The organism is Candidatus Palauibacter sp. (assembly GCF_965261555.1).
Classification (GTDB): domain Bacteria; phylum Gemmatimonadota; class Gemmatimonadetes; order Palauibacterales; family Palauibacteraceae; genus Palauibacter.
This window is the reverse complement of record NZ_OZ253465.1, coordinates 3,450,305-3,470,418: the sequence shown is the minus strand read 5'-3', so window position 1 is coordinate 3,470,418 and position 20,114 is coordinate 3,450,305. Positions and strand designations below refer to the sequence as shown.

34 protein-coding genes and 1 pseudogene are annotated in these 20,114 nt (G+C 66.4%); all 35 read left to right on the top strand.

Annotated elements, in window-relative coordinates:
- Positions 1–3 precede the first annotated feature (3 nt).
- The 35 genes and pseudogenes from rplB (at position 4) to ACQY5G_RS14930 (ending at position 20,094) form a co-directional block, all read left to right on the top strand.
- Complete coding sequence (rplB, locus tag ACQY5G_RS15100; protein ID WP_428275332.1) at positions 4–843, top strand: 50S ribosomal protein L2; 840 nt, start codon at positions 4–6, stop codon at positions 841–843.
- Positions 844–857: 14 nt separating this feature from the next.
- Positions 858–1,142: a 30S ribosomal protein S19 gene (gene rpsS / locus ACQY5G_RS15095; protein ID WP_428275330.1), complete on the top strand. Its 285-nt coding sequence runs from the start codon at positions 858–860 to the stop codon at positions 1,140–1,142.
- Entirely contained in the window at positions 1,142–1,492 is a 351-nt protein-coding gene (gene rplV, locus ACQY5G_RS15090) for a 50S ribosomal protein L22 (protein WP_420616324.1), read from the top strand. Before rpsS ends, rplV begins: the two co-directional genes overlap by 1 nt.
- Entirely contained in the window at positions 1,492–2,181 is a 690-nt protein-coding gene (gene rpsC / locus ACQY5G_RS15085) for a 30S ribosomal protein S3 (protein WP_420616325.1), read from the top strand. Before rplV ends, rpsC begins: the two co-directional genes overlap by 1 nt.
- A gap of 6 nt (positions 2,182–2,187) precedes the next feature.
- Positions 2,188–2,598, top strand: coding sequence for a 50S ribosomal protein L16 (gene rplP, locus ACQY5G_RS15080; RefSeq protein WP_310785622.1), 411 nt, complete (start codon positions 2,188–2,190; stop codon positions 2,596–2,598).
- Positions 2,599–2,814, top strand: a complete 216-nt coding sequence (gene rpmC / locus ACQY5G_RS15075) for a 50S ribosomal protein L29 (protein ID WP_419859473.1) — start codon at positions 2,599–2,601, stop codon at positions 2,812–2,814. It begins immediately after the preceding gene.
- Between the two features lie 58 nt (positions 2,815–2,872).
- Positions 2,873–3,076 (top strand): 30S ribosomal protein S17, encoded by a 204-nt coding sequence (gene rpsQ / locus ACQY5G_RS15070; RefSeq protein ID WP_428278714.1) that lies wholly within the window; start codon positions 2,873–2,875, stop codon positions 3,074–3,076.
- 15 nt (positions 3,077–3,091) lie between these two features.
- Entirely contained in the window at positions 3,092–3,460 is a 369-nt protein-coding gene (rplN, locus tag ACQY5G_RS15065; RefSeq protein WP_310785628.1) for a 50S ribosomal protein L14, read from the top strand.
- A 43-nt stretch (positions 3,461–3,503) separates the two neighbouring features.
- On the top strand, positions 3,504–3,851 hold the full coding sequence (gene rplX, locus ACQY5G_RS15060) for a 50S ribosomal protein L24 (protein ID WP_420616327.1): 348 nt from the start codon (positions 3,504–3,506) through the stop codon (positions 3,849–3,851).
- 6 nt (positions 3,852–3,857) lie between these two features.
- Complete coding sequence (gene rplE / locus ACQY5G_RS15055) at positions 3,858–4,433, top strand: 50S ribosomal protein L5 (RefSeq protein WP_420616328.1); 576 nt, start codon at positions 3,858–3,860, stop codon at positions 4,431–4,433.
- A 14-nt stretch (positions 4,434–4,447) separates the two neighbouring features.
- Positions 4,448–4,633 carry a type Z 30S ribosomal protein S14 gene (locus ACQY5G_RS15050; protein WP_419859475.1) on the top strand — a complete coding sequence of 62 codons (186 nt, stop codon included), beginning with the start codon at positions 4,448–4,450 and terminating at the stop codon, positions 4,631–4,633.
- Between the two features lies 1 nt (position 4,634).
- A complete protein-coding gene (rpsH, locus tag ACQY5G_RS15045; protein WP_343218935.1) occupies positions 4,635–5,033 on the top strand; it encodes a 30S ribosomal protein S8 in 399 nt (132 codons plus the stop codon).
- A 53-nt stretch (positions 5,034–5,086) separates the two neighbouring features.
- Positions 5,087–5,629 (top strand): 50S ribosomal protein L6, encoded by a 543-nt coding sequence (gene rplF / locus ACQY5G_RS15040; RefSeq protein WP_420616329.1) that lies wholly within the window; start codon positions 5,087–5,089, stop codon positions 5,627–5,629.
- Positions 5,630–5,655: 26 nt separating this feature from the next.
- Complete coding sequence (rplR, locus tag ACQY5G_RS15035) at positions 5,656–6,033, top strand: 50S ribosomal protein L18 (protein WP_428275324.1); 378 nt, start codon at positions 5,656–5,658, stop codon at positions 6,031–6,033.
- 12 nt (positions 6,034–6,045) lie between these two features.
- Positions 6,046–6,567 (top strand): 30S ribosomal protein S5, encoded by a 522-nt coding sequence (rpsE, locus tag ACQY5G_RS15030; RefSeq protein WP_310756594.1) that lies wholly within the window; start codon positions 6,046–6,048, stop codon positions 6,565–6,567.
- On the top strand, positions 6,560–6,754 hold the full coding sequence (rpmD, locus tag ACQY5G_RS15025; protein WP_428275322.1) for a 50S ribosomal protein L30: 195 nt from the start codon (positions 6,560–6,562) through the stop codon (positions 6,752–6,754). Before rpsE ends, rpmD begins: the two co-directional genes overlap by 8 nt.
- A gap of 10 nt (positions 6,755–6,764) precedes the next feature.
- Positions 6,765–7,205 (top strand): 50S ribosomal protein L15, encoded by a 441-nt coding sequence (rplO, locus tag ACQY5G_RS15020; RefSeq protein ID WP_420617440.1) that lies wholly within the window; start codon positions 6,765–6,767, stop codon positions 7,203–7,205.
- 3 nt (positions 7,206–7,208) lie between these two features.
- Positions 7,209–8,567 carry a preprotein translocase subunit SecY gene (gene secY / locus ACQY5G_RS15015; protein ID WP_428275320.1) on the top strand — a complete coding sequence of 453 codons (1,359 nt, stop codon included), beginning with the start codon at positions 7,209–7,211 and terminating at the stop codon, positions 8,565–8,567.
- A 20-nt stretch (positions 8,568–8,587) separates the two neighbouring features.
- Complete coding sequence (locus tag ACQY5G_RS15010) at positions 8,588–9,229, top strand: adenylate kinase (RefSeq protein ID WP_428275318.1); 642 nt, start codon at positions 8,588–8,590, stop codon at positions 9,227–9,229.
- The gene (gene map, locus ACQY5G_RS15005) at positions 9,226–10,008 is read left to right on the top strand and encodes a type I methionyl aminopeptidase (protein WP_428275316.1); all 783 of its coding nucleotides are present in this window, start codon (positions 9,226–9,228) and stop codon (positions 10,006–10,008) included. The genes ACQY5G_RS15010 and map overlap by 4 nt, the downstream gene beginning before the upstream one ends.
- A gap of 25 nt (positions 10,009–10,033) precedes the next feature.
- The gene (infA, locus tag ACQY5G_RS15000; RefSeq protein ID WP_428278713.1) at positions 10,034–10,228 is read left to right on the top strand and encodes a translation initiation factor IF-1; all 195 of its coding nucleotides are present in this window, start codon (positions 10,034–10,036) and stop codon (positions 10,226–10,228) included.
- 100 nt (positions 10,229–10,328) lie between these two features.
- The gene (gene rpmJ / locus ACQY5G_RS14995) at positions 10,329–10,445 is read left to right on the top strand and encodes a 50S ribosomal protein L36 (protein ID WP_420616334.1); all 117 of its coding nucleotides are present in this window, start codon (positions 10,329–10,331) and stop codon (positions 10,443–10,445) included.
- A gap of 10 nt (positions 10,446–10,455) precedes the next feature.
- A complete protein-coding gene (rpsM, locus tag ACQY5G_RS14990) occupies positions 10,456–10,836 on the top strand; it encodes a 30S ribosomal protein S13 (RefSeq protein WP_420616335.1) in 381 nt (126 codons plus the stop codon).
- A 58-nt stretch (positions 10,837–10,894) separates the two neighbouring features.
- Positions 10,895–11,275: a 30S ribosomal protein S11 gene (gene rpsK, locus ACQY5G_RS14985; RefSeq protein ID WP_310756609.1), complete on the top strand. Its 381-nt coding sequence runs from the start codon at positions 10,895–10,897 to the stop codon at positions 11,273–11,275.
- Positions 11,276–11,908 (top strand): 30S ribosomal protein S4, encoded by a 633-nt coding sequence (gene rpsD, locus ACQY5G_RS14980; RefSeq protein WP_310756611.1) that lies wholly within the window; start codon positions 11,276–11,278, stop codon positions 11,906–11,908.
- A gap of 74 nt (positions 11,909–11,982) precedes the next feature.
- On the top strand, positions 11,983–13,086 hold the full coding sequence (locus ACQY5G_RS14975) for a DNA-directed RNA polymerase subunit alpha (protein WP_428275312.1): 1,104 nt from the start codon (positions 11,983–11,985) through the stop codon (positions 13,084–13,086).
- Positions 13,076–13,541 (top strand): annotated as a pseudogene (gene rplQ, locus ACQY5G_RS14970) (50S ribosomal protein L17). The gene ACQY5G_RS14975 and the pseudogene rplQ overlap by 11 nt, the downstream one beginning before the upstream one ends.
- Positions 13,457–13,960 carry a hypothetical protein gene (locus ACQY5G_RS14965; protein WP_428275310.1) on the top strand — a complete coding sequence of 168 codons (504 nt, stop codon included), beginning with the start codon at positions 13,457–13,459 and terminating at the stop codon, positions 13,958–13,960. The pseudogene rplQ and the gene ACQY5G_RS14965 overlap by 85 nt, the downstream one beginning before the upstream one ends.
- A gap of 18 nt (positions 13,961–13,978) precedes the next feature.
- Positions 13,979–14,170: a 50S ribosomal protein L28 gene (gene rpmB, locus ACQY5G_RS14960; RefSeq protein WP_310785654.1), complete on the top strand. Its 192-nt coding sequence runs from the start codon at positions 13,979–13,981 to the stop codon at positions 14,168–14,170.
- A 24-nt stretch (positions 14,171–14,194) separates the two neighbouring features.
- On the top strand, positions 14,195–15,004 hold the full coding sequence (locus ACQY5G_RS14955; protein WP_428275308.1) for a uroporphyrinogen-III synthase: 810 nt from the start codon (positions 14,195–14,197) through the stop codon (positions 15,002–15,004).
- Entirely contained in the window at positions 14,997–15,974 is a 978-nt protein-coding gene (gene hemB, locus ACQY5G_RS14950; protein WP_420616339.1) for a porphobilinogen synthase, read from the top strand. The genes ACQY5G_RS14955 and hemB overlap by 8 nt, the downstream gene beginning before the upstream one ends.
- Before the next feature lie 42 nt (positions 15,975–16,016).
- A complete protein-coding gene (locus tag ACQY5G_RS14945; protein ID WP_428275305.1) occupies positions 16,017–16,979 on the top strand; it encodes a GDP-mannose 4,6-dehydratase in 963 nt (320 codons plus the stop codon).
- A gap of 36 nt (positions 16,980–17,015) precedes the next feature.
- A complete protein-coding gene (locus tag ACQY5G_RS14940) occupies positions 17,016–18,344 on the top strand; it encodes a UDP-glucose dehydrogenase family protein (protein ID WP_428275303.1) in 1,329 nt (442 codons plus the stop codon).
- Entirely contained in the window at positions 18,341–19,288 is a 948-nt protein-coding gene (locus tag ACQY5G_RS14935) for a UDP-glucuronic acid decarboxylase family protein (protein ID WP_428275301.1), read from the top strand. Before ACQY5G_RS14940 ends, ACQY5G_RS14935 begins: the two co-directional genes overlap by 4 nt.
- Positions 19,285–20,094, top strand: coding sequence for a glycosyltransferase family 2 protein (locus tag ACQY5G_RS14930; protein WP_428275299.1), 810 nt, complete (start codon positions 19,285–19,287; stop codon positions 20,092–20,094). Before ACQY5G_RS14935 ends, ACQY5G_RS14930 begins: the two co-directional genes overlap by 4 nt.
- Positions 20,095–20,114 lie beyond the last annotated feature (20 nt).

Below are 20,114 nucleotides of genomic sequence, written 5' to 3'. Positions count from 1 at the left end.
TCGATGCCGATTCGCAAGTTCAAGCCGGTCACGGCGGCCTCTCGATACCGCAGCGTATCGACTTTCGAGGAAATCACCCGCAGCGAGCCGGAGAAGTCGCTGACGGAGGGTCTGCCGAAGAAGTCCGGCCGCAACCACCACGGACATATCACGAGCCGGAGGCGCGGGGGCGGTCACAAGCGGCGTTACCGCCGCATCGACTTCAAGCGCAGGAAGGACGGCGTGCCCGGCGTCATCGCGGAGATCGAATACGATCCGAATCGCTCGGCCCGCATCGCGCTCATCCACTACGCGGACGGGGAGAAGCGCTACATCCTCCACCCGCGGGGTCTCGGTGTGGGTGACACCATCCTCTCCGGGTCCGGGATCGACCCGAACGTGGGCAACTGTCTGCCGCTCGGCGAGGTTCCGCTCGGGACGGTCGTACACGGCGTGGAACTCGCCCCCGGCAAGGGCGCGCAACTCGCCCGCTCGGCCGGCGCGTCGGTCCAGGTCGTCGCGAAGGAGCGGGGAACGGTCACCTTGCGGCTCCCCAGCACCGAGATGCGCATGGTGCCGGAATCTTGCCGGGCCACGGTGGGGCAGGTCGGCAACGTCGACCACGAACTCATTCGAGCCGGAAAGGCGGGCCGCTCGAGGTGGAAGGGTCGGCGGCCCAAGGTGCGCGGCGTGGCGATGAATCCCGTGGACCATCCCCTCGGGGGCGGGGAGGGGCGCAGTTCCGGCGGTCGTCCGCCCGTGTCGCCGTGGGGCAAGCCGGAGGGTCGCAAGACGAGGAAGAAGCACAAGCCGAGCGACAAGCTGATCGTGCGCGGCCGCAAGCGCGGCAGGGCCACGAAGTAGGAGCGAGAGATCCGATGCCGAGAAGCGTGAAGAAGGGACCGTACATCGATGAGAAGCTGCTTATGAAGGTGCAGCGGATGAACGATTCCGGAGACAAGTCGGTCGTCAAGACATGGGCTCGGGCTTCGACGATCAGCCCGGACTTCGTCGGGCACACGCTCGCGGTGCACAACGGCAACAAGTTCATCCCGGTCTACGTGACGGAGAACATGGTGGGGCACAAGCTCGGAGAGTTCGCGACGACGCGGACATTCCGCGGGCACGCCGGTTCCACGCGAGACCGGAGGGGCAGAGTCTGATGCAGGCGACAGCCAGGGCGAAGAACCTCGGCATGTCCGCCCGGAAGATGCGTCTGGTCATCGACCAGATTCGCGGGCGGGACATCAACGAGGCGTACGCTATCCTGCAATTCTCGAAGAAGAAGGCGGCGCGCTCGATCGGAAAGCTGCTCCGTTCGGCCGTCGCCAATGCGGTCTACAGGGCGGACGAGGGCGGGGAGACGCTGGACGTGGACGAACTCTATGTGCGCGAGGCGTACGTCGACGAAGGCAGGACGCTTCGGCGCTGGCGAGCGCGCGCCTACGGCAGGGCGACCCCCCGGCTCAAGCGGAGCAGTCACGTGACGGTCGTCGTGGACACGAGAGACTAATGGGCCAGAAGACACACCCGTACGGATTCAGGCTTGGCTCGGTCAAGCCGTGGCGGTCGCGCTGGTACGCACAGGGCAAGGAGTTTCCGAAGCTGCTCGCGGAAGACGAGAAGCTGCGGAAGTACCTGCAGGCGCGGCTCGGTCATGCGGCGATCGCCCAGGTGGAGATCGAGCGCAAGCCGTCCAAGATCGTCGTCACGATCCACACGGGTCGTCCCGGCGTCGTGATCGGCAAGCGCGGGGCCGAGGTCGACAAGCTGCGTGACGAACTCGCCCTGCTGACGGACGCGGAAGTTTCCGTCAACGTCGAGGAGATTCGCCGTCCGGAGACCCAGGCTCAACTCGTGGCGGACAACGTGGCCCACCAGTTGACGCAGCGGATCAGCTTCCGCCGCGCGATGAAGCGGGCCGTGCAGGCGGCGATGCGAGCGGGCGCCGGCGGCATCCGCATCCAGTGCGGCGGGCGGCTCGGCGGGGCCGAGATCGCGCGCTCGGAGGGCTATCACGAAGGGCGCGTGCCGCTGCACACGTTGCGCGCGGACATCGACTACGCGGAGCGGCAGGCCCGGACGACGTTCGGTACGATCGGCGTGAAGGTGTGGATCTTCCACGGCGAGATCGTGGAGGACCGCCGTGGTCAGACGTACACCGCGGGCGGGCGACGCCGCGCGGGTCGCGGGCGAGGATAGAGACAGATGCTGCAACCGAAGCGGATCAAGTACCGGAAACAGCAGAAGGGGCGCATGCGCGGCGCCGCGCATCGCGGCAACAAGGTCTCGTTCGGCGACTACGCGCTTCAGGCCGTGGAACCGGGCTGGATCACGAACCGTCAGATCGAAGCCGCTCGAGTCGCCATGACGCGGCACATCAAGCGTGGCGGAAAGGTCTGGATCCGCATCTTTCCGGACAAGCCGCTCACGCAGAAACCCGCGGAGACCCGGATGGGGAAGGGCAAGGGGAACCCCGAGTACTGGGTCGCGCCGGTGAAGCCGGGTCGGGTGATGTTCGAGATCGAGGGAGTCGACATCGAACTCGCGCGGCGGGCAATGCAGTTGGCGTCGGCGAAGCTTCCGGTCAAGACACGCTTTCTGGAGCGGGAGGACTAGGTGTCGCTCGAGGCGATGGAGATTCGCGAATTCACCGACGAGGAACTCGCCGAGGAACTCGCCCGCGCGAAGGACGAAATCGCTCGTCTGCGCTACCGGGCCGCGTTCGAGGAACTCGAGAACCCGTCGCTCCTGAAGACGTTGCGTCGCGAGATCGCGCGACTGAAGACCGTGCAGGTCGAGCGGGCGCGTAGCGAGGAGAATCAGGTTGGCTGATCAATCGGCGACGAAGGGCCGGCGCAAGGTTCGGCTCGGAACGGTCGTGAGCGACCGCATGGAAAAGACCGTCGTGGTGTCCGTCGAGCGGCGGCTCGCGCACCCGCTGTACGGCAAGCAGGTAAGCCGCGGGAAGCGGTACCAGGCACACGACGAAGAGAACGAATATCGGGTGGGTGACCTGGTGCGGATCGAGGAGACTCGTCCGCTCTCCAGGCTCAAGCGCTGGCGCGTGCTCGAGCTGGTCCAGCGTCCCGAGTAACGGGGGCACGACGAGATGATTCAGCAGGAATCGATGGTCCGCATCGCGGACAATTCCGGTGCCCGCCGGGCTCTTTGCATTCGAGTCCTCGGCGGGTCGCGCCGCCGGTACGCCCGCGTGGGCGACGTGATCGTCGCGACGATCAAGGACGCGACCCCGCACGGGAACGTGAAGAAGGGACAGGTGGTTCGGGCGGTCGTCGTGCGAACGGCAAAGGAGAGCCGGCGGCGCGACGGCAGTTACATCCGCTTCGACGAAAACGCGGCGGTGATCATCAACGACGCGGGAGAGCCGACCGCCACACGTATCTTCGGGCCGGTGGCGCGTGAACTCCGCGAGAAGAGATTCATGAAGATCGTGTCGCTTGCCCCCGAAGTGATCTAGCGGCCGCGGGCCGCGAGGTGTCGCACGAGGATCTGAACCGAAGATGACACGCAAGAAACTGCACATGAGAGCCGGAGACACGGTCCGGGTGATCGCGGGCAACTTTGTCGGCGCCCAGGGCCAGGTGCTGCGCACGATCCCTTCGCGGGGACTCGTCGTGGTGCAGGACGTGAACATGCGCAAGCATCACAAGCGTCCCGTGGCCAACGCGAAGGGCGGGGTCACCGAAGGCGGCATCGTGACCTACGAAGAGCCGATCAGCGCTTCGAACGTGATGCTCGTGTGTCCCCAGTGCGATGAGCCGTCGCGGATACGCCGCCAGCGCGATGCGGACGGCACGATCGAGCGGATCTGCAAGCGTTGTGACGACCCCATCCCGACGGCGGGCTAGAGAAAGATGAGTTCGGAAAACGGAAAGCCGCGGCTGCGGAAACACTACGAGGACACGGTCCGGGCGAAGCTTGCCGATACCTTCGGCTTCGCGAACCCGCACCAGATCCCCAGGCTCGAGAAGATCGTGATCAACGCCGGGCTCGGCGAAGGGAAGGACAATCCGAGGCTGATCGAGTCCGCCTCGAACGAGATCGCGGTGATCAGCGGCCAGCGGCCCGTCGTGACGCGGGCGCGGAACTCGATCTCGAACTTCGGTCTGCGTGAAGGCATGCCGATCGGGACGATGGTGACGCTTCGCGGTGCACGCATGTACGAGTTCCTCGATCGGTTCATCAGCACGGCCGTGCCCCGAATCAGGGACTTCAGGGGGTTCAAGAGCCGGGCGTTCGATGGACGCGGCAACTATACGGTAGGAATCCGGGAGCAGATGGTCTTCGCGGAAGTCGATTACGACGAGATCGTCAAGATTCACGGGCTCAACATCACGTTTGTCACGACGACCAACCGGGACGACGAGGCACTCGTCCTGCTTCGCGAGATGGGTATGCCGTTTCGCGATGAGGTTCCGGTCGTCATCTAGCGGGAAGAGGCTGAATGGCAAAGACAGCACTGATCGTGAAGGCGAACCGCAAGCCGAAGTTCAGTTCGCGCAAGGTGCGGCGCTGCTATCGCTGCGGCCGGCCCCGCGCCTACATGAGGAAGTTCGGTTTGTGCCGGATCTGTTTCCGGGAGCAGGCGCTCCGCGGAGAGATCCCGGGCGTTCGGAAAGCGAGTTGGTGAGATGAGCATGACCGATCCGATCGCGGACATGCTGACGCGCATCCGCAACGCCGGCCGAGCCGGACACCGGCGCGTCGACATCCCGCTCTCGAAGATCAAGATCGAGATCGCCAGGATCCTGGCGGAGAACCATTTCGTTCGCGGCTACAAGGTGCTCGACGACGATCGGCACGGCCGTCTGCGCGTGTATCTCAAGTACACGTCGGACGAGCGGCCGGTGATCCGGCTGCTCGAACGCGTGTCGAAGCCGGGCCTCAGGAAGTACGTCGACGCGAACTCGATCCCCAAGGTTCGGGCCGGGATGGGGATCGCGATCATGTCGACATCGAACGGATTGATGACGGACCGCGACGCCCGTCGGCAGCATGTCGGCGGGGAGATCATCGCGAGAATCTACTAGCGGGGCTGCCGGGAGTCGGTGCCGGCGGTCGCCCCCGCGAGGGAGCAGATAGCGTGTCGAGAATCGGAAAGCTGCCAATCCCCGTGCCGGACGGCGTCGAGGTGAGGATCGATGGCGCGCATGTGACGGTGAAGGGCCCTCGGGGTGCGCTCGAGCGGTCGTTCGACCCCGATATGGAGATCACGCAGTCCGAGGGTGCGGTGTCCGTGAAACGTGCCTCCGACGAGGCGCGGCACCGGGCTCTGCACGGACTCACGCGGTCCCTGATCGCCAACATGGTCACGGGCGTGTCCCAGGGGTACGAGAAGCGTTTGGAGATCCACGGCGTCGGATACCGGGCGGAACAGAAGGGCGGCACCGTCGTGTTCAGCGTCGGGTACAGCCATACGGTCACCGTCGAACCTCCGGAGGGCATCACGTTGAGCGTCGAGTCGCCGACGCTGGTCAAGGTGTCGGGGAACGACAAGGAGAAGGTCGGGCAGATGGCGGCGGAGATCCGCGCGATCCGACCGCCCGAACCGTACAAGGGGAAGGGCATCCGCTACGTGGGCGAGTACGTGCGCCGCAAGGCCGGCAAGGCGACGGCCACAGCCTGAGCGGCAGACCAGACAGAGGGAAGACGATGGACATCAGGGGGCGGACGAAACAGAGGCACCGGCTGCGGACGCGTCGACACGCCCGGATCAAGAAGAAGATCCGGGGAACGGCCGGCCGGCCGCGTCTCGTTGTGTTCCGAAGTCTGCGGCATCTCGAGGGCCAACTGGTGGACGACGATCGTGGCGTTACGCTGCTCGGCGTCTCGACACTTGCCGGCACGGACGGCGATGCCGGGGAACGCTCCGGCAAGGTCGCCGACGCTTATCTTGCGGGCAGGACACTTGCGGAGAAGGCGGTCGCGGCCGACGTGGGCGAGATCGTGTTCGACCGCGGCGGGTATCCCTATCACGGCCGCGTTCGGGCGTTTGCCGAAGGCGCCCGCGACGGCGGTCTCCGCTTCTAACGAGAGGGCTTCATGGCAAGAGGGGGAAAACGGCGCGACGACGGTGACAACTTCAAGGAGAACGTCATCTTCATCAATCGCGTCTCGAAGGTCGTAAAAGGCGGCCGCCGCTTTTCGTTCACCGCGCTCGTGGCGGTCGGTGACGGGCAGGGCCGTGTCGGCATGGCTCTCGGCAAGGCGAACGAGGTTGCCGAGGCGATCCGCAAGGGATTCGAGCAGGCGCGTCAGGCCATGGTCGTCGTGCCGATCGTGAACGGGACCATCCCTCACGAAATCCTCGGGCGCCACGGCGCGGGCCGGGTGCTGCTCAAGCCCGCCGGTCCGGGAACCGGCGTCATCGCCGGCGGTCCGGTCCGCGCGGTACTCGAGTGCGCCGGCGTGCAGGACATCCTCACGAAGAGCCTCGGCACGAACAATCCTCTCAACATCGTTCGCGCCACGATGAGTGGACTGCAGGATCTGGTCACGCCGGAGCAGGTTGCAGCCGAACGCGGGGTGGATGTCGCCACGATCCGGGAGGCCATGCGTGGGTGAGCGGCTGAGGATTCGTCAGGTGAAGAGCGGTCTCGGAGCGCAGCGCAAGCAGCGCGACACGCTTCGCGCCCTCGGCCTCAAGCACCACCAGGACCAGGTGGTGCAACCGGACAACCGCGCGATACGCGGGATGATCCACGCGGTGGCGCATCTCGTTGAAGTCGAGGAGGTCGGACAAGATGGCTGAACGCGAGCGGATCGGGCTCGACAATCTCTCTCCGCCCCGCGGTTCGAAGTCCTCGGCGAAACGTCGCGGCCGCGGTCACGGGTCCGGCTCGGGCAAGACGTCGGGACGCGGCCACAAGGGCCAGAAGTCACGGAGTGGCGCGTCGATCCCGGCGTGGTTCGAGGGCGGCCAGATGCCGCTCTACCGGCGTACGCCCAAGCGGGGATTCAAGCCGCACCGGCGAACCGAGTGGCACATCGTCAATCTCTCGGAACTGGATCGCGTGGAGGGCAGCGGGATCGATCCCGGCACGCTTCGCGCGAGCGGCGTCATCCGCGGAACGGACCGTCCCGTGAAGATCCTCGGGCGCGGAGACGTCGGGCGGGCGGTCGATGTGCGCGCGCACGCCTTCAGCGCCTCGGCCCGTGAGAAGATCGAGGCGGCCGGCGGCACCGCCCAGGTCATCGAGTAAGGGATGGCGAACGGCCAGAACGCGGCGGCTGCCGCGGCGAACATCTTCAAGGTGCCGGAGCTGAAGGCGAAGATCCTCTTCACTCTCCTGTGCCTCGCTCTGTATCGGCTCGGCTCCCACATCACGACGCCGGGTGTGAACGTCGTGGCCCTGCAGGCCCTCGCCGGACAGTTCCAGGGCACGATCTTCGGCATCTACGACCTCTTCGTGGGGGGCGGCCTGCAGCGCGCGACCGTCTTCGCCCTCGGCATCATGCCCTATATCTCGGCGAGCATCCTCTTCCAGCTCCTCGCCGCCGTCATGCCGGCGATCGAGAAGCTGCAGAAGGAAGGGGAGGAGGGCCGCCGCAAGCTCACGCAGTGGACGCGGTATACCACCGTGGTGCTGTGTATCGGGCAGTCCTACACCTACGCGCTCTTCCTCGAGGCTCAGCCGGGCGCGGTTCTCGATCCCGGTCTCGGATTTCGCCTCCTCACCGTGCTCATGCTTACGACCGGGGGCGTGTTCGTCATGTGGCTCGGCGAGCAGATCACCGAGCGCGGCGTCGGCAACGGCATGTCCCTGCTCATCTTCTTCTCGATTCTGCAGGGCTTCCCGGGAGCGGTGCTCAACACCTTCGAGCTCTACCAGGCCGGCGGCATCTCGCTCATCAAGCTCGCCGCCCTCGCGGCGACGCTCGTGGCCATCATGGCGGCGGTCGTCGCTCTGACGCTGGCCCAGCGCAAGATCCCCGTGCAGATCCCGCGGAAGGTCGTGGGCAGGGGCCGGATCCGGGAAGGGCAACGGTCGTTCATCCCCCTGCGGATCAACTCCGCCGGCGTGATGCCGATCATCTTCGCGCAGTCGATCATCATTATTCCGGGAACCCTGGCCGCGTTCATGGGCAATCCCGGACCGGGCAGCTCCGGCGCCCGGCGCTTCATCTACGAGATGAGCCAGGCGCTCCAGGTGGGGACGGCGTGGTACTACGTGCTGTTCGTCGTTCTCATCGTCTACTTCACCTACTTCTACACGTCCATCATCTTCAACCCGACGGATCTGGCGGAGAATCTGAAGCGCCAGGGCGGGTTCATTCCGGGCGTCAAGCCCGGAGCGAAGACGGCGGACTATATCGATCACGTGCTCACGCGGATCACGCTGCCCGGCGCGGTCTACCTGGCGCTGATCGCCGTTCTGCCCTACCTGATCTTCTCGATCTTCGATCTTCAGACCTTCTTCTTCGGCGGCACTTCGCTGCTCATCGTGGTGGGCGTCGCGCTCGATACGATGCAGCAACTGCAACAGCATCTGCTGCTGCGTCAGTACGAGGGATTCATGAAGAAGGGTCGCGTCAAGTATCGCGGCCGACAGCGCTACATGTGATGGGCGTGCGGTTGATCATCATGGGTCCTCCCGGGGTCGGGAAGGGCACCCAGGGCGAATTTCTGGCCGAACGCTTCGCCGTTCCGCGCCTCTCGACCGGCGATATGATCCGCGCCGCGCTTCAGGCCGGAACCCCGCTCGGCGAAAGGGTTCGAGTCTACTACGAGGCGGGCGAACTCGTGCCGGATGAAGTCGTTCTGGGACTCATCGCCGAGGCGTTCGACGGTTCGGAAGCGAGCGGCGGATTCGTGCTCGACGGATTCCCGCGCACGGTGCCTCAGGCCGACGGGCTCGGCGAACTGCTGGCCGACCGGAGCATCGAGTTGGACGCGGTGCTTTCGCTCGAGGCGCCGGAGGAAGAACTCGTCGATCGCATTTCCGGGCGGCGGGTCTGCGGAGCGTGCGGCCTCGTGACCCATGTGCGCGCCGTCGGCGCGAATGCGCCCTGCCCGGAGTGCGGAGCCGCTCTTGCGCAGCGCTCGGACGACCGCGCGGAGACCGTCCGCAATCGGCTCGCAGTCTACCGCGCGCAGACCGAGCCCCTGCTCGCCTACTACGCGCGCTCCGGGACGGGACTGACCGCGGTGGACGGCACGGGAACGCTGGAGGCGGTGCGGGAACGTCTCTTCGAGACGCTGCACATGGCGGAGGTGGCCGGTTGATCCGGCTGAAGTCGTCCGCTCAGATCGACGCCATCGCGACCGCGGGAGCCATCGTGGCGGAGGTCCTCGAGATGGCGGCGGAGCATGCCATCCCCGGACGGAGCACCGGGGAACTGGACGACATGGCGGAGGCGCTGATCCGCGACAACCCGGGCGCGGCGCCCGCCTTCAAGGGATTGTACGGGTTTCCGGCGACGCTGTGCACGAGCATCAACGAAGAGGTCGTCCACGGCATTCCGTCGTTCGGGCGTGAATTGGAGTCGGGCGACATCGTGAGCGTCGATGTCGGCGTCAAGCTCGACGGTCTGTTCGCGGACGCGGCCGTTACCATTCCCGTGGGAGAAGTGCTGCCGGCGACGGAACGTCTTCTCGGTGTGACCCGCACGGCGCTCGACGTGGGCATCGAGGTGGCGCGTCCCGGAGCCCAGCTCGGAGATCTGGGCTGGGCGATACAGACGCACGTCGAAGCCGAGGGCTTCAGTGTGATCAGGGAGCTGGTGGGGCATGGCGTGGGGGAGGCGCCTCACGAGGAACCGCAGGTTCCGAACTACGGAGTGCGCAACCGCGGGTTCCGGATGCAGGCGGGGCTCGTCATCGCCATCGAGCCGATGGTTAACGCGGGCGGGCCGGAGATCCGTACACTCGACGATGAATGGACGGTCGTGACGGGGGACGGACGCCTCTCCGCGCATTTCGAGCATACCGTGGCGGTGACGTCGGAAGGCCCGCGCGTGTTGACGCGCGTCGCGAGTCCCGCGCGAGCAGCAGGGGAGGCCTGAGTTGGCGAAGGAAGAACCGATCCAGATGACGGGGGAGGTCGCCGAGGCGCTTCCCAACGCGATGTTTCGAGTGGAGTTGGAGAACGGGCATCAGATCGTCTGCCACGTCTCCGGCAAGATTCGAATGAACTACATACGGATCCTGCCGGGGGACCGGGTTGCGGTCGAGTTGTCGCCCTACGATTTGACGAGAGGGCGGATTACGTACCGGTACAAGTGAACCGGGGGAAAGCCCCGGTTGCGGCGATGGAATTTGTTCGGATCGGTTCGGGCTGGTATTTTGAAGGGTTGCCATCGAACCGCCACCAGAGGACGGAAGCATGAAGGTTCGTTCGAGTGTCAAGCGAATTTGCGAGCATTGCAAGGTCATCCGCAGGCGCGGTGTCGTCCGGGTGATCTGCAGTCGAAATCCGAAGTGCAAGCAGCGGCAGGGATAGGCAGGAAACCATGGCACGTATAGCCGGAGTCGATCTCCCGCGGAACAAGCGAATCGAGGTGGGCCTCACGTACATCTACGGGATCGGCCACTCGACGGCGCGCAACATCCTGGCCGAAACGGGCGTGGATGGGGACGTTCGCGTCTATCAGCTGTCCGACGAAGACGTCAACAAGCTGCGTCGGGTCATCGAGAGCCACTACAAGGTCGAAGGTGCGCTGCGCACCGAGACCTCGATGAACGTCAAGCGTCTGATGGACATCGGATGCTATCGCGGGATGCGGCACAGGCGGAATCTGCCCGTGCGCGGCCAGCGAACGCACACCAACGCCCGGACCCGCAAGGGGCCGCGGCGCGCCGTGGCCGGCAAGAAGAAGGCGCCCCGGAAGTAGGACGCCCCGGAAGTAGACGCGACAACCACGTTCGGTCCAAACGGAGGACGCGCAGGGAATGGCAAAGCGGGTAAGAAAGAAGAAGCGCCAGGTCGATGCCGAGGGCGTCGCCCACATCAAGGCGACCTTCAACAATACGATCATCACGATCACGACTCTGACGGGGGACACCGTCGCCTGGGCCAGTGCCGGAAAGGCGGGATTCAAGGGCTCCAAGAAGTCGACGCCCTTTGCCGCCACCATCGCGGCCGAGACGGTGGGACGCGAGGCCGCCGGCATGGGGATGCGGCGGGTCCACGTGGAGGTGCAGGGCCCCGGATCGGGACGTGAGTCGGCGATTCAGGCGCTGCAGGCGGCCGGTCTCGCGATCCGCTCGATCAAGGACGTGACGCCGATTCCGCACAACGGATGCCGTCCGCCGAAGAAGCGGAGGGTATAGATGGCTCGCTATACGGGACCCGTTTGTCGGCTGTGCCGGCGCGAGGGGGAGAAGCTCTTCCTCAAGGGGAAGCGCTGTTTCACGGAGAAGTGCGCGATCGAGCGTCGTGCGTTTCCCCCCGGGCAGCATGGTGGCGGCCGCCGTCGTCGGCGCCAGTCGGAGTACGCCGTGCAGTTGCGGGAAAAGCAGAAGGTGAAGCGGATCTACGGACTCGCGGAGAAGCAGTTCCGCTCTCTCTTCAAGAAGGCTTCCCGCGTTCCGGGCGTCACGGGCGAGAACCTGCTCGTCGCGCTCGAGAGCCGGCTCGACAATATCGTCTATCGGCTCGGCTTCGCGCCTTCTCGCAAGGCGGCGCGGCAGCTCATTCGGCATCGCCACGTGCGGGTCGAAGGGGCGACGGTCGACGTGCCGAGCTATTCCGTGGGGCCCGGCGCGGAAGTGTCGGTGGCGCCGAAAGCACGGAAGTTGCCGGTGGTGATCGAGGCGATCGAGGATCGTCGGTCACGCGATCAGCTGTCGTGGCTGGGCGTCGACTATGACGCAGCGAGCGGGCGCATGCTCGAGCGCCCGTCCCGATCCGACATTCCACTCGCCGTCGAAGAACAGTTGATCGTCGAACTCTACAGCAAGTAGGCCCGCGCGGCCGGCGCGTTTCGCCGCATCCGGCCCGCGGAAGTCGCTGAGCGAAAACAGGGAGTGAAGTGCATATGACGGTGTCGGTAGATCTGGCCGGTCTCGTGCTTCCGGAAGCGATGGAGGAACAGAAGCGATCCCCCAATGGGGCGCGCGCGTCGTTTCTTCTCCAGCCGCTGGAGCGCGGGTTCGGACACACGATCGGCAACTCGATCCGGCGGATCATGTTGTCCTCGCTTCCCGGGGTGGCGGTTTGGGCCTTCCGGGCGGACGGCGTTCAGCATGAACACCAGACGGTCGACGGGGTCGCGGAGGATGTACATCAGATCATTCAGAACCTGAAGCGTCTGGTTCTGGTGATGGACGAGGACAAAGAGGACGCGAAGCTCTCGCTGACGGCGCACAAGGCCGGCCCGGTAACGGCGGAGCAGATCGCGGAGCATGCATCGGTTCAGGTGGTGAACCCGGACCTCGTGCTCTTCACGCTGCAGGAGGATTTGCCCGAGAAACGTCCTCTCACCTTCGACCTTTGGGTGAATCGTGGCCGCGGCTTCGTCATGGCGGAGCACCATGTGCCTCCGGAGGAGACCGAGACCAAGCGTGACTTTCCGGTCGGGACGATCCGGATAGACGCCGTTTACAATCCCGTGACCCGCGCGAATTTCGATGTAAGGGAGACCCGGGTCGGCCAGCGCACGGACTTCGACCGGCTCGAGGTGGACGTCGAGACGAACGGAGCCCTGAATCCGGCGGAGGCGGTTTCGCAGGCGGCGGAGATCGTCCGGCTGCACCTGTCGTACTTCAGTCAGATGGGGACCGTGCCCACATTGCCGGAGGCCGTCGAGCCGGTCCAGGAGGAGAGCGCAAAGGAGCCGATCGATTCGGGGCTCGTCGAGTTGCTCGAACGCTCGCTCGAGGAGTTCAGCGAGGTCTCGGCCCGCTCGAGGAATACGCTCGAGAAGCAGGGCGTCACGACCCTGGGCGATGTCGTCACCCGGTCGCGGGACGATATTCTGGGGCTGGAGAATTTCGGAGAGAAGTCTCTCGAGGAGCTTGCGGAGGTCCTTGGCACGCACGGACTCCGGTTCGGCATGTCGTTCCTGCGGGATGAAGAGGGGAACCTCTACCTGAAGGAAGATCTGGCGGGGAACGGAGCTCGGAGCGACGATGAGGCATAGAAAGAAGGGGCGGGAACTCAGTCGGACGCGCAGCCATCGGAAGGCGATGCTGCGAAACATGGCGACGAGTCTCATCCTGCACGAGCGGATCCGTACGACCGAGGCGAAGGCGAAGGAGTTGCGGCCGTTCGCCGAAAAGCTCATCACTTTGGCGAAGAGAGGCGATCTGCACAGCAGGCAGCTGGCCGGCCGGCAGATCGCGGACCGCGCCGCGCTGCGGAAGCTCTTCGAGAAGATCGGCCCGCGTTTCGAGCAGCGACCGGGCGGATACACGAGGATTCTGAAGCTGGGCGCGCGGAAGGGTGACGGAGCGGAGTTGGCGCTCATCGAATTCACCGATCGCGAGGCGTGAGGAACCGGGAGAAGAGACATGTCCAACAAAGGTGAAGGTGGACTCGGCGTCATCCTCAGCATCGTCGCGCTGGCGGCCATCGGAGGGTTCATGTATTGGCTGAACCTCCAGTCGCGCGACATCGAGGAAGCACGCGCCGCAGCCGAAGCGGCCGAGATGGAGGCGGCCCGTGATCTGGACGCGTCCGACCTCCTGGCCGATCCGCAGGGAGCCGTCAACCGCCGCGTGGTGATCGAAGGAATCCGCATCGCGACCGGTCTGGGACAGGGCGCGTTTGCTCTCCAGCTTGCCCCGGGCGTCGCCTATCCCGTGCTGTTGGAACCCGACCCGATCCAGATCCTCAGGATGACCAACACCACGATTTACGGCGGCGACAGCGTCGCCGTCTCGGGGCAGATCTATACATTCAACGATTCGATCGCCGGCGTCTGGGTCGAGTCCGGAGCGGTTCAGGAAGGCATGGGCGAACTCATTCCATCGTCCCCGACCTTCCTGCTCGCCGACTCCGTGTACGTGCACTGAGCGAAGACTGAGCGGGTCATGGCGAATTTCTGCTACGTCTGCGGCAAGGGACCCGGCGTCGGGAACCACGTCAGCAACGCGAACAACAAGCGCAAGCGGCGCTTCATGCCGAACCTCCAGCGGGTGAAGATCGTGGATGGTTCGGGTCGTCGTCGTGTGCTCGTTTGCACGCGGTGCATCAAGGCGGGAAAAGTCGTCAAGGCGTCCTGACGACACACTAGCGTCGGCGGTCCGGTGATCTCTCCCCCGCTCGCGGGCCAGCATGTGCTCGTCACGCGGCCCGCCGAGCAGGCCGAAGGCTTCCGCACCCTCCTGGAAGCCGCGGGGGCGACCGTAACGACGGCGCCGACCATCCGGTTGATCCCTCCATCCGATGCGGGGGCGCTGAGGCGGGCGGCCGCCCGCCTGGCCGAATACGACTGGATCGTGCTGACAAGTGTGAACGCCGTCCACCGCCTGGGAGAGGCTGCGTCGAAAGCGGACTCGATGGGCGCGCTGGCGACGGGCCGGTTCGCCGCCGTGGGTCCGGCGACCTCGGACGCGCTACGCGCGCTCGGAGTGGCGGAATGCCTCGTGCCCCCGGTCTATCGCGGCGAAGCGCTCGCGGAGGAGATCGTGGCGGCGACCGATCCGGGGAGCCTTCCGGACGCGCGAATCCTGCTCGTGCAGGCCGAGCGGGCACGGCCCGTGCTGCGGGAACGACTCGTCGCCTCCGGAGCGCGGGTCGATGTTGCCCCGGCCTACGCGGTAGAGGTCAACCGCGACGTGCGAGACGCTATCCGCGAGTTCATCGAACTGGGTCGCGGGGACTGGCTGACCTTCACGGCCTCGTCCGCCGCCCGTGCCTTCGTGCAACTCGTCGGCGCGCAGACCGGCGGCGCTCTCGTGGCCGCAATCAGTCCGGTGACCGCATCGACGCTCTCCGGACTCGGTCTGCCGGTGCACGTCGTGGCGGCCACCCACTCGATGCCCGGGCTCGTGGAGGCTCTGGTTGCGTCCGCTGCCCGCCCCGGCCGTTTCGCGGCGACTCACGGCCATGCCTGAAGCCTCCTTCCCCGTCACTCGGCTGCGCCGTCTGCGTCGCACGGCCGCCCTGCGCGAACTCGTGCGGGAGACCCGGCTTGAGGCCTCCGATCTCATCTACCCCATGTTCATCCATGACCGGGGACCGCCCCGGCAGCCGATCCCTTCGATGCCCGGAATCGACCGCCTGAGCGTCGAGACGGCCGTCGAGGAAGCCGGCGCCGCGTTCGACGAAGGGATAAGGGCCGTCCTCCTGTTCGGCCTGCCCGCAAGCAAGGATGCGCGAGGTTCGACCGCGGAGGAGCCGGACGGCGTGATCCAGCGCTCGCTACGGGCGCTTCGCCGCGCGCTTCCCGACCTGGTCCTGATCACGGACGTCTGCATGTGCGAGTACACGGATCACGGCCACTGCGGGATCCTCGACGGCGACCGCGTCGCGAACGACCCGACGCTGGAGCGGCTCGCCGCCCAGGCCGTAACTCACGGGGCCGCGGGGGCGGACATCGTTGCACCATCGGACATGATGGACGGTCGGGTCGGAGTGATTCGCGCCGCGCTCGACGAAGCGCACCTCGAGGACGTGGCCATACTGTCCTATGCCGCGAAGTACGCGAGCGTCTTCTACGGCCCTTTCCGGGACGCGGCGGACTCCGCACCCGCCTTCGGGGATCGGCGCGGGTATCAGATGGATGTGCGGAACGCGGATGAGGCGATCCGCGAGGTCCGGCTCGACATCGCCGAAGGGGCGGATCTCGTCATGGTGAAACCGGCGCTGCCGAATCTCGACATCATCCGACGGGTCAAGGATCAGTTCCGGATGCCCACCGCCGCGTACCAGGTGAGCGGGGAATACGCGATGATCGAGGCCGCGGGTGCGCGGGGCTGGCTCGACGCGGAGGCGGCCAGCCTGGAATCGGTTCTGGCCATCCGGCGTGCGGGGGCGGACCTGGTCGTGACCTACGCCGCGCGGCGCCTCGCGCGAGCGCTCTAGTTTCGTGTTCCCCGATGCCCGTCGCTCGATGGGGTGCGTCCGGTGAGGGTCCTCGTGACGGGCGGTGACGGGTTCATCGGGCAGCACCTGGTCGATCATCTGCTGGACCTCGGATACGAGGTGACGGCGACGATGCTCGGGGAGGCGCCCTCCGCCGGGACCCTTTCCCCGGCCGCCCGGGCGGCGGCCGAATGGACACGGCTCGATGTGCGAGACGCCGACGCCGTCGCCTCAGTCGTGCACGCCATCCGTCCCCGCCGCGTCTTCCACCTTGCCGGCTTCTCGTCGGGCGCCGAGGCCGGCAGGCGGTCCCGCGAAGCTCTCGCGGTGAACGGCGCGGGCACGCTGAGCCTCGTTGAAGCGATCGCGCGGGCCCCTGCGGACGTGCAGGCCGTCGTCGTGGCGGGTTCCGCGGACGCGTACGGCGGCGGTCGCGGCGGACCGATGGGAGAGCGTACGCCGCTTCGGCCAACGAGCGTGTACGGTGCGACCAAGGCCGCCCAGGATGTTCTCGCGCGCGGAGCCGGCGCGGCTCTGGACGTACGCGTGGTCGTCGCGCGGCTCTTTCCGCTCGTCGGTCCCGGCCAGCGCCCCGCGTTCGTACTCCCGAGCTTCTGCCGTCGCGCCCTCGCGATTCGGCGAGGAACGGCGGAGCCGCGGCTCGCGGTGGGCAATCTGGATGTGGCGCGCGACTTCACGGATGTGCGCGATGGCGTCCGGGCGCTCGCGGGCATCGCGGACCTCGACGAGACGCCCCACGTGGCGTACAACGTGTGCTCCGGGATCGCGACGAAGATCCGCCGCCTGCTCGAGTGGGTGCTCGAGAGGGCGGAAATCGAGCCCGAGATCGTGCGCGATCCGGCCCTTGTGCGGCGCGGAGAACCCGAAGTCGTCGTCGGTGACCCCACGCGGCTGCGAGCCGCGACGGGGTGGCGCGCGGCGCGGGACCTGCGGGCCTGTGTACACGCCACCATGGACTGGGTCTCGACTTCCGGCGCGGCCTGACGCCGAGCCCCTGAACGAAGAGCGACGGAGAACTCGATGGAAATCACCGTGATCGGCACCGGATACGTTGGACTCGTGGCGGGGTCCTGTCTGGCCGGATCCGGTAACCGCGTCACCTGTGCCGACGTTGACGAAGAGAAGATCCGGCGTCTGAACTCCGGAGACGTCCCGATCTACGAGGCCGGCATCGAGCGCCTGATCTCGGAGGGCCTCGCCGCCGGAAGGCTTCGGTTCACGACGGACGCGGCGGAGGGCATCCGGACGGCAGATGTCATCTTCGTCGCGGTGGGTACGCCGCCCGGTCAGGACGGGCTGGCGGACCTCGATTTCGTGCTGGACGCGGCTCGCGTGATCGGAGACCATCTGCGTCCCGACGCGGTCGTCGTCATGAAGAGCACCGTTCCGGTGGGGACGAACGACATCGTGCGGGCCGAGATCGCCCGACGGACCGATCTGCCCTTCCACATGTGCTCCAACCCCGAGTTCCTCAAGGAAGGAGACGCGGTGGGGGACTTCCTTTACCCTGACCGCGTCGTCTGCGGCGTGGATTCGGACCGCGCCCGGCGGTGCATGGAGGAGCTGTACGAACCCTTCGTCCGCTCCGGGAATCCACTGATCTTCATGGACATCGCCTCGGCGGAACTGACCAAGTACGCGGCGAACGCGATGCTCGCCGCCCGGATCAGCCTGATGAACCAGTTCGCCGAACTATGCGAACAGACCGGAGCCGACATCGAGCGCGTGCGCCGCGGCGTGGGTTCGGACCCCCGCATCGGCTCGGCCTTTCTCTATGCCGGCACGGGGTATGGCGGCAGCTGCCTTCCCAAGGACGTGCGGGCAATCATCCGCTCCGCGGAAGAGCAGGGGGTCGACCTCGGCATCCTGAGATCCGTGTCCGAGGCGAACGATCGCCAGACCACCGTCCTCGTCCGGAAAATCCGGGAGCGGTTCGGCGACGATCTCGCCGGCCTGCGCTTCGCGCTCTGGGGGCTTGCATTCAAACCTCGCACGGATGACATGCGCGAGGCGCCCTCGCGCGCGGTCGCCGAGGCGCTGTGCGAACGGGGAGCGTCGGTCGTGGCGCACGATCCCGCCGCCATGAAACAGTCGCGCGAGTTCTATCTGGGGGACGCCGTGGAGTACGCAGCAGACGAGTACGAGGCGCTCGACGGGGCGGACGCGCTTGTCGTCGTGACGGAGTGGCTCCAGTACCGGCGTCCCGACTGGTCCCGGTTCGCGAAGCGCATGGCCCGCCCCATCGTATTCGACGGGCGCAACGTGTTCGAACCGGACCGCATGGCTTCGCGAGGGTTCGAGCACTACCCGGTCGGGCGCAGGCAGATCGGTCCGGCGGAGATCGCATGAGGCTGGTCGTCACCGGCGCCGCCGGCTTCCTCGGTTCGCACCTCACCGATCGCCTCCTCGCCGAAGGGCACTCGGTCGTCGGCATCGACAGCCTGATCACGGGGACACGGCGCAATCTCGCCCATCTGCGGGACGAGCCGAGGTTCGCGTTTCTCGAGCGGGACGTGTCGGAGCCCATCGAGATCGAGGGGGAGATCGAAGGGGTCTTCCACCTCGCCTCGCCGGCCAGCCCGGTCGACTACCTTCGTTTCCCGATCCAGACGCTGAAGGCGGGCGCCCTTGGCACGCGCAACGCCCTTGGCCTGGCCAGAGCGAGCGGCGCCCGGCTGCTGCTCGCGTCCACCTCGGAAGTCTATGGAGATCCACTCGTCCATCCGCAGCCCGAGACATACTGGGGCAACGTGAACCCGGTCGGTCCGCGCTCGGTGTACGACGAGGCGAAGCGCTTCGCCGAAGCCATCACGATGGCGTACCACCGCGAGTACGGCGTGGACACGCGCATCGTGCGAATCTTCAACACCTACGGACCGCGCATGCGTCCGGACGATGGCCGCGTGGTCTCGAACTTCGTCGTCCAGGCGCTCCGGGGGGAGCCGCTCACCGTCTACGGAGACGGCTCCCAGTCACGGAGTTTCTGTTATGTGTCCGACCTCGTGGAGGGGATCTGGCGTCTCTTCAACGCCGATGTCCACGCGCCGGTGAACCTGGGCAATCCCGGCGAGTATACGATCCGCATGCTGTCCGATCTCGTGCTCGCGGCCACCGACTCCGCGTCCACCGTCGAGGTGCGTCCGCTGCCCGAAGACGACCCGAGAATGCGGTCTCCGGACATCTCTCTGGCCTCCGAGCGGCTGGACTGGACGCCCCGGGTCCCGCTCGAGGCCGGGCTGAAGCGTACGGTCGAGTATTTTCGGGAGGTGCTTCCCGGGACGGCAGTCGAATGACCGCGCAGGGGGGAGGCGAGGAGGAGATGGGGCGGGCCCGGGTCTCCGTGGTCATGCCCGTCTATAACGAGGAGGCGACGCTCGAGGCGATCGTCCGGCGCGTGAAGGAGGTGGCCCCGGACGTGGAACTCGTCGCGGTCGACGACGGCTCGGCCGACGCGTCCGCGTCGATCCTGAACCGGCTGGAAGCGGAAGGGCTGGTCGACCGTGTCCTCGCGCACGAGCGGAACCGGGGGAAGGGCGCGGCGCTCTCGACCGGGTTCCGGGGCGTCAGCGGCGATATCATCATCATTCAGGACGCCGATCTCGAGTACGACCCCGCCGAGTATCCGCGCCTCCTGGAGCCCATCCTCGCCGGCCGGGCGGATGTCGTCTACGGGTCGCGATTCATGGGCGGGCAGCCGCACCGCGTCCTCTACTACTGGCACTACGTGGGGAACCGGTGGCTGACTCGGCTGTCGAACATGATGACGAACCTCAACCTCACGGACATGGAGACGTGCTACAAATGCTTCCGCCGGGAAGTGATCGAGCAGCTCACGATCGAGGAGCGGGCTTTCGGCGTCGAACCGGAAATCACGGCGAAGGTCGCCATGGGTGGCTGGCGCGTGTATGAGGTGGGGATCTCTTACGCGGGACGGACGTACGCGGAGGGCAAGAAGATCGGATGGCGCGATGGCGTTTCCGCGCTGCGCTGTATCTTTCTGTACGGGCTTGTGCGGCGCTGGACGCGCAAGGGCGGGCCGCGCGCCTCGGGCGAGGCAACGGGCCACATAGGTGGTGGCGTCGAAAGCGGGGAGAGTTGAGACATTCGGGGAACGAAGGC